Raw genomic sequence first — 11,932 nt, 5'->3', positions numbered from 1 at the left:
TCATCATAGAAGAGGGAGAATCATCGATGAAAAAGAACAAACTGACGCTCTGCATCATGGCAGCCATGGTGCTGGGGATCCTGGTCGGCTATGCCTGCAACGTCTCCGCGCCCAACCCCGCCGCAGCCAAGGATATTGCGGGATACTTCTCCATCCTGACAGACGTCTTCCTCAGGCTGATCAAGATGATCATCGGCCCCCTCGTCTTCGCCTCCCTGGTCTCCGGGATCGCCGGCATGGGCGACTCCCACGCCGTCGGACGCATCGGCGCCAAGGCGATGGGGTGGTTCATCTGCGCCTCGCTCCTCTCGCTCTTTATCGGCCTGCTCTTCGTGAACTTCCTTCAGCCCGGGCACGCCATGAACCTTCCCCTCCCCGCTGCGGGCGCGGCCACTAACCTGAAGGCATCCTCTCTAAACCTCAAGGATTTCATCACCCACGTCTTCCCGAAAAGCTTCTTCGACGCCATGGCCCAGAACGAGATCCTGCAGATCCTGGTCTTCTCGGTCTTCTTCGGTTTCGCCATCGGCTCGTTCAAGGACCACGGCGCCAAGACCATCATCAAGTTCATCGATGAACTGGCGCGCGTCATGCTGAAGGTCACCGACTACGTCATGTGGTTCGCGCCGCTGGGCGTCTTCGCCGCGGTCGCCTCGGTCATCACGGTCCAGGGGCTCGGGGTGCTGGTCACCTACGGCAAGTTCATAAGCGGCTTCTACCTCTCTCTGGCGGCTCTCTGGCTGGTGCTTATTGCCGGCGGCGCCGTTGTCCTGAGAGGGAGGATCTTCACCCTGCTGAAGATGATCCAGGAGCCGATGCTGCTGGCCTTCTCCACCGCGAGCAGCGAGGCTGCCTATCCCGCCACCCTGGAGAAGCTGAAGAAGTTCGGCTGCTCGGACAAGATCGCGTCGTTCGTGCTGCCGCTCGGCTACTCTTTCAACCTCGATGGCTCCATGATCTACCAGGCCTTCGCCATGATCTTCATCGCCCAGGCCTTCAACATCGAACTCTCCTTCTCGAAGCAGGTGACCATCCTCCTGGTGCTGATGGTTACCAGCAAGGGGATGGCCGGTGTGGCGCGGGCCTCGCTGGTGGTGGTTGCAGCTACCCTGCCGATGTTCAACCTCCCCGAGTCGGGGCTGCTGCTGATCATGGGCATCGACCAGTTCCTCGACATGGGGCGCACCGCGACCAACGTCATCGGGAACTCGATCGCCACCGCTGTGGTCGCGAAGTGGGAAGGGGGCCTAGGCGTGGTATGCGAGGATGAAACTGCCGACTTGGAAGCCGAGGAGGAAGAGCTCCTTGCCATGCCGGGTGCGGTCGTGGAATAGACGAAGAGGGCATTGAAGCTTTCGGGGGGGTGCTTCCCGTTCCAGAGGAACGAGGGGCATCCCCTTCTTTTTTTTCGGCATTCTTCGCGCGCCGCCGATTAAGGAGCCCCTATTGTCAAGCGATAATTGGTTTGACTACGGCACTAAAAAAAAGTAACTTGGCCGGGATTATCTGAAGGGTGGATTTCATGTTACGAGCACGTCTGTACCTCCTTTTCTTCATTCCTTTCACCCTTGCCTGCTGTCTCTTCGCCATCGTCGGCGGCCTCTTCGACAGCAGCGGCCGGTCCGGGCACGCCTGCGCCCGCTTCTGGAGTCGCTGGGCTCTGCGGGTGGCGGGGATCCGGCTCGTGGTCGACGGGCTGGAGCATGTCCCTACCGATGGTCCCGTCATCTACATGGGGAACCACCAGGGGAACTTCGACATCAACGCGCTATCGCTGGCCATCCCGCGCCTCTTTTCCTGGGTCGCCAAGGAGGAGCTGTTCCGGGTGCCCTTTTTCGGCAGTGCCATGAGGCGCGCCGGTTATATCCCCCTGGACCGCAGCGACGGCAGGAAGGCGCTGAAGAGCATGAAGCAGGCTGCCGAGCGGATCGCCGCCGGCGCCAGCGTGGTCATATTCCCGGAAGGGACCCGCACCAAGGACGGAGCGCTCCTCCCGTTCAAGCGCGGAGCCTTCCTGCTGGCCGCCAAGGCCGGGGTGCCGATCGTTCCCTTAACCATAAACGGCAGCAGGGAGATCAATCCCCCGAACCGCATCGAGCTCTATCCCGGAACTATAAAGATCACTTTTAGCGAAGCGATCCCGGTGGCGGGAGTGCCGGAGGGGGAGCTGATGGCGCGGGTGCGTGAGGCGATTGCCTCAAACCTGGAGGTTCATTAGATGGTAATGGTTTATGTCTTGATGGCGGTCGTTGGGATCGCCCTGATCTGCTGGGGTCTCCCGGCGTCGCACCGGCTGCGGAAGCCTTACGATATCCTGGCGGCGCTGGCCGTTCTCATCGGCGTGGTGGTGGCCCTGCTGGGCGCGCTGCTGATCGCAGACCCCGGCTTTTTCCAGGGATAGACGTCGCCCGGGGGTTAGGGGGATTTCTCGCAGCTGCCGGGATCACAAAATCCCCCCCGCCCCCCCTTTTACAAAGGGGGGAGGTCGGTGAGGCTCCTTTGTCCAAAGTGTGTGGTTCGTGGCTCCTTTTTTCAAAGGGGAGTTTGATAATCAGAAGGAAGTGAAGATGGAAAAGGTAAAGACCATAGCCCTCAACGTGGCGGTCGCCGCGATTATCGGGATCGTGCTGATCTGGGGGAACACCCTCTACCGGCAGCACGTGCAGTTCGACAAGGGCGAAAAGGCCTCGGCTGCCGGCGATTTCCCTGCCGCCGTGGCAGGGTATGAGTCCGCCATCCACATGTACACCCCGGGAAGTTCGCTGGTGGAGGAGAGCGCGAAAAAGCTCTGGAACATCGGGCTGCTGTTCGAGCAGAGGGGAGATATTCCCCGCGCACTGATCGCCTACCGCTCGCTGCGGAGTTCCTTCTACGCCATCGTCTGGATCTACGCCCCCGGCGAGGATTGGATCAAGCAATGCGATGCTAAGATCGCCGTGCTGGCCAGGTTGCAACCACGGAAATGATTTTCTCCCCCGCCCCTTGAGGTGGGGTGACGGTGGGTGGCACGGCGTCCTCAATGGCGCCTTCCCCCCCACCCCGACCCTCCCCCTCGAGGGGGGAGGGAGCTCGTTGATCCCTGTTAGTCCAGGGAGTTGAGGGCGAAGGATTAACAATTTGGAAGCGATGCAGATAGAATCAACCGGTCTCAAGTTCGTGGCCCTCGGAGGGCTCGGCGAGATCGGTCTCAACATGGCGGTCTTCGAGTATGGCGACGACATCGTCATCGTGGACTGCGGCCTGATGTTCCCGGAGCCTTACATGCTCGGGATCGACGTGGTCATCCCGGATGTCAGCTACCTCCTGGAGCGTGCCGACAAGATACGCGCCATCCTTCTCACCCACGGCCACGAGGATCATATAGGGGCCCTCCCGTACGTCTTGAGGGAGCTGAACCCGCCCATCTTCGGCACGGCCCTCACCCTCGGCCTCGTCAAGGAAAAGCTCAAGGAGTACGACCTCGACGAGAAGACCGACCTGCGGGTGGTCACCCCGCGCGAGAAGATCCGCCTGGGGGAATTCTACGTCGAGTTCATCCGCGTCGCCCATTCCATCGTGGACGGCTGCGCCCTGGCCATAAGCTGCCCCGAAGGGGTCGTGATCCATTCCGGAGATTTCAAGCTCGACCAGACCCCGGTAGATGGCCAACTCACCGACCTCGCCACCTTCTCCCGCTACGGCGAGTCCGGCGTCCTGGCCTTTTTCGCCGATTCCACCAACGTGGAACGGGAGGGATACACCCTCTCCGAGCGGCTGGTGGGGGAGGCTTTCACCGAGATCTTCCCGCGCTGCACCGGCAGGGTCATCGTCGCCGCGTTCTCCAGCAACATACACCGCGTCCAGCAGGTGGTGGAGGCGGCCCAGAAGACGGGGAGGAAGGTGCTCCTGAACGGCCGCTCCATGATCGCCAACGTGCAGATCGCCCGGGAACTCGGCTACCTGAAGATTCCCGACGACATGCTGATCGACCTGAAGGAGATGCCGAAGCTCCCGAAGGAGCAGGTCTGCATGATCACCACCGGCAGCCAGGGCGAGCCGATGAGCGCGTTGACCCGGATCGCCATGGACGACCACAAGCAGATCAAGGTGGAGGAGGGGGACACGGTCATCCTCTCCTCGCGCTTCATCCCCGGGAACGAGAAGACCATCTCCGATCTCATCAACCACCTCTACCGGCGCGGCGCCGAGGTCATCCACGAGAAGGTCTCGGAGGTGCACGTCTCCGGCCACGCGAGCCAGGAGGAGCTGAAGCTTCTTCATAACCTGGTGCGCCCCCGCTTCTTCGTCCCGGTTCACGGCGAGTACCGGCACCTGGTGAAGCACGCCCAGCTCGCGCAAAGGGTGGGGATGCCGAAAGAGAGGACCCTCCTGGCGGTCAACGGCGACGTGATCCTCTTCCACAGGGGCGAGGGGTGCCTCGTCGACCACGTCGATACCGGCCGGGTCTTCGTTGACGGCAAGGGAGTCGGCGACGTCGGCAATGTGGTCCTCAAGGACAGGAAGCACCTTTCCGAGGACGGCATGGTGGTGGTCATCATCGGGATCAACCAGATCAGCGGCGAGATCATCTACGGCCCCGACATCGTGTCCCGCGGCTTCGTCTTCGAGGACGAGAGCCAGCAGTACCTGGATGAGGCGCGGAAAGTGGTGCTCGACACCCTGGCGCTGGTGAACACCGAGGTCCTCACCGATTGGAGCGAGGTGAAACTTGAGGTGCGCCGGGTGCTGAGGCGGTTCTTCAACAAGACCATCGAGCGGCGCCCGGTGATCCTGCCAATGGTACTTGAGATGTAAACCCTGATTAGCCACGGAGACACGGAGGGAATCTGAGAAAACCCGTGAAAGCGGGCGATCCGGAGTCGTAGTGCCATCAGGTAACGCGTAGTTGCAGGTTTTGATTCTGCGGTTCTCAGATTTTCTCCGTGTCTCCGTGGCAAGGATTGGTTCATTTATGACGACTGAAGCGACAATTGAAAAGAAAGAGAAGGTGACCAAGGAGATGAAGGGGATGGCGCTGGCGGCCGGGGGTATCTTCCTCGCCGTGGCTCTCGCCTCCTTCAACGGCGAGGACCTCTCCTTCAACAGCGTCTCGACCTCGATGGAGACCCACAACCTGGGCGGCCGCTTCGGGGCCCAGCTCGCGGACGTCTCCCTCCAGCTCCTCGGCCTCGCCTCCTACGTCGTCCCCGGCACCCTCATCTATCTCGCCTACCGCGCCTTCGGCTCGGACCCGGTACGGTGGAAAAAGTACAAGGGGGTCGGCTTCGCGCTGCTCCTGATCTCCCTCTCCGGGCTCTTCGCCTTCAACCTGCAGTTCACGGAATTCTTCGGGCAGCGGGTGCCGACCGGCGGTTTCATCGGCTTCCAGTTCGCCGAACTCCTCAAGCGCGCCTTCGGCAAGGTCGGCGCGGTTCTCATCCTCCTCCCCATGCTGGCCGCAAGCGCCATGCTCCTTTCCCGCTTCTCCTTCGTGCTGCTGGCCGGCTGGTGGATGAATGCCATCAAGGACAGGTGGAGCCGCTACCAGGAGCGCCGGGACCTGAACCGGCAGCTGATGGAGAAGGAGGGGCCGAAGGAGAAGGGAGAAAAGCCGAAACCGCATCCGGCACCGATCATCAAGCCCGCCGCCGTGGCGCCTCCGGTGAACGTCGTTGCCGCTAAGAAGGAAAAGAAGCAGGACGAGAAGAAGAGCGCCCCGATCCAGGAGGCCTTCGAATTCATCAAGGCCGACGGCAACTACCGGACGCCGCCGCTCTCTCTGCTCGACCCGCCTCCGGAGGGCGTCAAGCGCCAGGACCGCGACACCCTGACCATGAACGCGCGGCTGGTGGAGAAGAAGCTCAAGGATTTCGGTGTGGAAGGGGAGGTGGTGGAGATCTGCCCCGGCCCGGTCATCACCATGTACGAATTCTCTCCCGGCCCCGGCATCAAGGTCAGCCGCATCGCCGGGCTCTCCGACGACCTTTCCATGGCACTGCAGGCGCACTCCATCCGCATCGTGGCGCCGATTCCGGGCAAGGGGGTGGTCGGCATCGAGCTCCCGAACCGCGAGCGCGAGATGGTTTCGCTCAAGGAGATCTTCAACTCCGAGGAATTCCACAAGGGGAAGATGAAGCTGCCGATGGCGCTGGGCAAGGACATCGCCGGGAACCCGCTGGTCACCGACCTCGCCAAGATGCCGCACCTGCTGGTCGCCGGCGCCACCGGCTCCGGTAAATCGGTTGCCATCAACACCATGATCCTGTCGCTGCTGTACACCTCCACCCCCAACGACGTCAGGATCATCATGGTGGACCCGAAGATGCTGGAACTCTCGGTTTATGAGGGTATCCCGCACCTCCTCCTCCCGGTGGTGACCAATCCGAAGAAGGCCTCGCTGGCGCTCAAATGGGCGGTCGAGGAGATGGGGCGGCGCTACCGGCTCATGAGCGACAAGGGGGTCAGGAACATCGACTCCTACAACAAGGAGCTGGAGCGCAGCGAGAAAGAGGAAGCGGAGAACAAGGCCCGCGGCACCGTGGTGGTCGAGGAGATCGAGGAGGTCGAGGACGCCGACGATATGGAGGCGCGCGAGGCGGCGATCCAGGCCTTCCTGGAGAAGGAAGACCAGCTGGAGCACGGCCACCTCCCCTACATCGTGGTCATCGTCGACGAGCTCGCCGACCTGATGATGGTTGCCGGTCGCGAGATCGAGGAGTCGATCGCCCGCCTGGCCCAGATGGCCCGTGCCGCCGGCATCCACCTGATCCTGGCCACCCAGCGTCCGTCGGTCGACGTCATCACCGGCCTCATCAAGGCCAACTTCCCGGCCCGTATCTCCTTCCAGGTCTCGTCAAAGATCGACTCGAGGACCATCCTGGACGGCAACGGCGCGGAATCGCTCCTGGGTGCGGGCGACATGCTCTTCCTCCCGCCGGGGACCTCGAAGATGCTCCGCTCCCACGGCGCCTTCGTCTCGGACGCGGAGGTGCAGCGCGTGGTCGAGTTCCTGAAGAAGCAGGGCAAGCCGGTCTACGAGAAATCGATCCTGGAGATGAAGTCCTCCGACGAGAAGGAGAACGGCGGCGGCGACGAGGAGCTCGACGAGCGCTACGACGACGCCCTGGCGCTGGTGGCCGAGACCAAGCAGGCCTCGATCTCCATGATCCAGCGGCGGCTCCGTATCGGCTACAACCGCGCCGCGCGCATCATCGAGAAGATGGAGCAGGAAGGGGTGGTCGGGCCGTCCGACGGCACCAGCAAGCCTAGGGAAGTCTTTGTCAATAAAATCTGACTCGGACCGGTCTGACTTACCGGACTTGTCTGACTGATACGAGGAGAAGGAGGTTCAATGACGATTAACGATAGCCTGGCCCATTTCGCGGTCACCATCATCGGTAAGGACAGACCCGGTATCGTCGCCGACACGGCCGAGGTGCTTTACTCGCTGGGGTGCAATATCGAGGACTCCAGCTGCACCATGCTGGCCGGTGAGTTCGCGATGATTCTCATCGTCTCCCATGCAAAGCCTTTTTCGAAGAAAACGCTGGAGGCCGAGTTCACCGCCAAGAATGCCGGCAACGGGCTCTCCGCCTTCATTCGCTCCCTCAAGAACGACGAGGTCGCCTACCAGAAACCCGCCGGGGAGCTTTGCCTCGTTTCGGTCTACGGCAGCGACCAGCCGGGGATCGTCTACCGGGTCACCCGCGAGCTGGCCGACCGTGGCATCAACATCACGGACCTGAATACGAAACTGATCGGAAGCCCCACCGAGCCGGTCTACGTCCTGATGCTGGAGGCGGCACTTCCCCAGGAAATGTCGGTCGAGGACGCCTCCAGCCTGCTGGAAAAACTGAAAAAGGAGTTGAGTGTGGAGATCTCGGTGCGCCTCATCACACCGGTCTCGCTCTGATATGGCTGTAAAACCTATTGTCATTTATCCCGATCCCATCCTGAAAACCCCCTGCCCGCGGGTTGACTCCATTGATGACGGCATCAGGCAGCTCATTGAGGATCTGGTCGACACCATGCACGCCGGCCCCGGCTCGGTCGGTGTCGCCGCGCCGCAGATCGGGATCTCGCTCAAGGCCTGCGTGATCGACGTATCCAAGAACCGCCACGGCAAGGACAACAATCACGGGCTCCTGCTGATGATAAACCCGGAGATCGTCGCCCGTAGCGGCGCCGCCGTCATGCGCGAGGGGTGCATGAGCGTTCCGGACTACACCGGGGACGTCGAGCGCTCCACCGAGGTCTCGTTGCGATTTACGGAGCCGGACGGGACGTTGCGGGAGTTCGTGGCCACGGGGTTCGAGGCCGTCGCCATTCAGCATGAGCTCGACCACCTGGACGGCTTTCTCTTCCTGGACCGCATCGCCTCGCTGAAGACGGGCTTGTTCAGGAGGAAGAGCTACAAGTAGGCCGGTAAGTCCCAAACCATAAACCCATTTCTGCCACGGAGACACGGAGAAAATCTGAGAAAACCCTAAACATAGGGAAACCCTGGAAACCACTAAAAGGGGGGATTTATGGGGATTCGCTTCTGTCAGAGGGGTTGAACGGTGGCTTCATCTGGGAGTGTCGTGCAGTATGAATCGCTATGTACCCCGTTCGCCCTGAGCCTGTCGAAGGCGCTATGTACCCCGTTCGCCCTGAGCCTGTCGAAGGGCGCATTTATTTTAGGCCTTTCGCCGCAGCAACAAAACCGAGTGACTTCATGAAACAACTACTGATTGCCTCCGGCATCCTCTACTTCGCTTCGCTCAGGCGGCCGATCTTCGTCGCCGCGGTGCTGCTGGAGCTCGGCTACCTGGCATCGCGCGGAATGACCCTCGGACGGCTGCCCCTCATCGGGCCGCAGGATACGCTGGCTTTCTTCTCCTGCTCCATCGGGCTGATGGCTCTCCCCTTCATCTTCTCCAGCCAGCTCAAAGGGAGAAACGGCCTCTTCTGGAGCTGCGGAATGCTGGCGGGGCTTTTCGCGCTCCTCGCGCTCCCCTTCCCCACCCTGAACATGCCCCTTCCGCCGGTGCTGGATACCTACTGGTTCGAGCTCCACGTAGCCCTGGCCTTCTTCGCCTATGCCCTCTTCGGCGTCGCAGCCGTCCTGGGAGGGGCCTTCCTGCGGGAGGGAGAGAGAGTCCTGCTCGATCTACAATACCGGGCCGCCCTGGTCGGCTACAGCTTCTTCTCGCTCTCCATGGTCTCCGGCGGCATCTGGGGGTATTACGCCTGGGGTACCTACTGGCTCTGGACCCCCAAAGAACTTTGGACTTCCATCCTCTGGCTGTTCTATTCTATGTATCTCCACCTCCGTGTGAAGGGGCAGGAGTGGGACCGCCGCTTCGCCTGGCTGGGCATCTGCGGGTTTCTGATCTCCCTCTTCACCTACCTGGGCGTCAGCATGCTCATGAGGAGCTCGCACAGTTTCTAAACGGAGGTACTCCCCTACGCGCTGCTAATCCGGCGGCCTGAGACGCTGCCGGTCGAAGGATGATCATGAAACTGCTTCACAAATTGAACCCTCCCCAGCAGGAGGCGGTCCTCCACGGCGAGGGCCCGCTCCTGATCCTGGCGGGCGCCGGATCCGGCAAGACCCGCGTCATCGTCCACCGCATAGCCCACCTGATCCATGAAAGAGGTGTAGCCCCGTGGCAGATCCTGGCCGTGACCTTCACCAACAAGGCCGCCGGAGAAATGCGGGAGAGGGTGCAGGAGATCCTCGGCGGTGGCGATATCCCCTTCATCTCGACCTTCCACTCCTGTTGTGCCAGGTTCCTGCGTCAGGATATCACCCACATCGGCTATGACCGGAACTTTGCCATCTACGATGACAAGGACTGCGAGCGCCTTTTGAAGGACGTTTCCGGGGAGCTCTATCTCGACGAGAAGCGCTACCCGCCCAAGTCCCTCGCCTCCGCCATAGACGAATTCAAGAACGCAGGGATCACCCCGGACAAGGCACCTTCAGGAACTCCGTACGAGGCGACCGTCGCCAAGGTCTACGGCATCTACCAGGACCGGCTGAAACGGTGCAACGCCCTGGATTTCGGGGATCTCCTCCTCCTGACCGTACGGCTTTTCGAGGAGCACCCCGAGGTGCTGAGGAAGTACCAGGAGCGCTACCGGTGGATCATGGTCGACGAGTACCAGGACACCAACGCGGTGCAGTACCGCCTGGTGCAGCTTCTGGCCGGGACCAGGCGGAACCTCTGCGTGGTGGGGGACGACGACCAGTCGATTTACGGCTGGCGCGGCGCCGACATCCGCAACATCCTGGAATTCGAGAAGGATTTCCCCGGGGTGAAGGTGGTGAAGCTGGAGCAGAACTATCGCTCCACCAGGACCATCCTGGACGCCGCCTGGAACGTGGTGGAGAAGAACCGCGGGCGGAAGCCGAAGCGGCTCTGGACCGAGAACCCTGAAGGTGAGCCGATCACCTGCCGGACCTTGCCCAACGAGTGGGAGGAGGCGCGGCTCATCTGCCGCGAGACCGAGCGCTTCATGGCCGAAGGTGGCGATCTCTCCGGGGTGGCCGTCTTCTACCGGACCAACGCCCAGTCAAGGGTCATCGAAGACGCCATGGTGGCTGCCGGAATCCCCTATCACATGGTGGGAGGGGTGCGCTTCTACGCCAGGCTGGAGATCAAGGACATCCTCGCCTACCTGAAGGTGCTGGACAACCCCGCTGACGAGGTGGCGCTCAAGCGCATCATCAATACTCCGCCGCGCGGCATCGGTGCTGCCACCGTGCAACGCATCTCCGCGCTGGCTGCCGAGAAGCAGATCTCCTTCTACCGGGCGATGATCGAGGCGGCCGACGGGAGCCTCCTCGCTGCAGGCGCGCGCGGCAAGGTCGCTTCCTTCGTGGCGGAGCTGAGGAAATACCGTGGCCTGGTCGAAACCCTCCCGCTTGCAGAGCTGGCCGGGGCGGTGATCCAGGACACGGGGTACCTGGCGCGGCTCAAGGAGCAGCGAAGCGACGAGGCGCAGGAGCGGATCGAGAACCTCCAGGAACTGGTAACCGCCATGCAGGTCTTCGAGGCGGGGCCGGGCGATAAGGGGCTGGCGGCCTTTCTCGAACAGATCGCCCTGGTCTCCGACCTCGAGCAGGAAGGGGAGGGGACGCAGTCCTCGGTGACGCTGATGACGCTGCACTCGGCGAAGGGGCTGGAATTCCCGCTGGTGTTCATGATCGGCATGGAGGAAGGGCTCTTCCCGCACCTGCGATCGATCGAGGATCCGACCCAGATGGAGGAGGAGCGGAGACTCTGCTACGTCGGGATGACCCGCGCCAAGAAGCGGCTCTTCCTCACCAATGTGCGCAGGCGCCACATCTTCGGGCGGGAGCAGATGAACCCGCCGGCCCGGTTCATCCGCGACATCCCGGCGGAGCTCTTGGATGGGGGGGAAGCGTTCCAGCAACCCTCATACACCTCGTCCCGGTTCGGAGCGGGGGACCAGTACCGGCAGCAGGGCTACGAACCGCAGCCGGGCTACGGCGGCGAGTTCAGGCATCCCCAGGCCGCGCCGGAGGTGCCCGCTCACAATCTCGCCTCACTGTTCGAGGAAGAGATAGAGCCTGAGGTCGACAACGAGGTGCGGATGGTGCCCGAGGACCAGGAGGAAGGGGTCTTCATCGGGATGCGGGTGCGGCACGCGCAATTCGGCCGGGGGACCATCAGGAAGATCGAGGGGGCGGGGGACAGCCAGAAGGTCATCGTCTGGTTCAACTCCATCGGCCCGAAGAAGCTCCTGGTGCGCTTCGCGGGGCTGGAGAGGGACTAAACAATGCGCCCTTCGACAGGCTCAGGGCGAACGGAAGCATAGTGACGCAGATGATTTGGGAAAGGTAGGTCAGAGCAAAGTGCAAAAGCCGGTCATAGCTGTAACCATGGGCGATCCGTGCGGGATCGGGCCTGAAATCATCGCGGCGGCGCTGGCTGACCCCGCT

The 11,932-nt window shown here is 62.1% G+C and carries 10 protein-coding genes; all 10 read left to right on the top strand.

Annotation, left to right across the window (positions count from 1 at the left end):
* The first annotated feature begins 26 nt into the window (after positions 1-26).
* The 10 genes from AC11W3_RS11330 to AC11W3_RS11285 all read left to right on the top strand — a co-directional run bounded on the left by AC11W3_RS11330 (position 27) and on the right by AC11W3_RS11285 (position 11,766).
* The gene (locus tag AC11W3_RS11330) at positions 27-1,334 is read left to right on the top strand and encodes a dicarboxylate/amino acid:cation symporter (protein ID WP_484093033.1); all 1,308 of its coding nucleotides are present in this window, start codon (positions 27-29) and stop codon (positions 1,332-1,334) included.
* Positions 1,335-1,522: 188 nt separating this feature from the next.
* Positions 1,523-2,218: a lysophospholipid acyltransferase family protein gene (locus tag AC11W3_RS11325; RefSeq protein ID WP_484088246.1), complete on the top strand. Its 696-nt coding sequence runs from the start codon at positions 1,523-1,525 to the stop codon at positions 2,216-2,218.
* A complete protein-coding gene (locus tag AC11W3_RS11320; protein ID WP_484088245.1) occupies positions 2,219-2,401 on the top strand; it encodes a hypothetical protein in 183 nt (60 codons plus the stop codon).
* Between the two features lie 166 nt (positions 2,402-2,567).
* Entirely contained in the window at positions 2,568-2,966 is a 399-nt protein-coding gene (locus tag AC11W3_RS11315; RefSeq protein ID WP_484088244.1) for a hypothetical protein, read from the top strand.
* A gap of 160 nt (positions 2,967-3,126) precedes the next feature.
* Positions 3,127-4,794: a ribonuclease J gene (locus AC11W3_RS11310; RefSeq protein WP_484088243.1), complete on the top strand. Its 1,668-nt coding sequence runs from the start codon at positions 3,127-3,129 to the stop codon at positions 4,792-4,794.
* Positions 4,795-4,951: 157 nt separating this feature from the next.
* On the top strand, positions 4,952-7,273 hold the full coding sequence (locus AC11W3_RS11305; RefSeq protein ID WP_484088242.1) for a DNA translocase FtsK: 2,322 nt from the start codon (positions 4,952-4,954) through the stop codon (positions 7,271-7,273).
* Positions 7,274-7,330: 57 nt separating this feature from the next.
* A complete protein-coding gene (locus AC11W3_RS11300) occupies positions 7,331-7,891 on the top strand; it encodes a glycine cleavage system transcriptional repressor (protein WP_484088241.1) in 561 nt (186 codons plus the stop codon).
* Position 7,892: 1 nt separating this feature from the next.
* The gene (def, locus tag AC11W3_RS11295) at positions 7,893-8,399 is read left to right on the top strand and encodes a peptide deformylase (protein WP_484088240.1); all 507 of its coding nucleotides are present in this window, start codon (positions 7,893-7,895) and stop codon (positions 8,397-8,399) included.
* A gap of 296 nt (positions 8,400-8,695) precedes the next feature.
* The gene (locus AC11W3_RS11290; protein WP_484088239.1) at positions 8,696-9,412 is read left to right on the top strand and encodes a cytochrome c biogenesis protein; all 717 of its coding nucleotides are present in this window, start codon (positions 8,696-8,698) and stop codon (positions 9,410-9,412) included.
* 65 nt (positions 9,413-9,477) lie between these two features.
* The gene (locus tag AC11W3_RS11285) at positions 9,478-11,766 is read left to right on the top strand and encodes an ATP-dependent helicase (protein ID WP_484088238.1); all 2,289 of its coding nucleotides are present in this window, start codon (positions 9,478-9,480) and stop codon (positions 11,764-11,766) included.
* The last annotated feature ends 166 nt before the right edge of the window (positions 11,767-11,932 follow it).

Source organism: Geomonas sp. (assembly GCF_056994735.1).
This window is presented reverse-complemented; position numbering and strand designations above follow the sequence as displayed.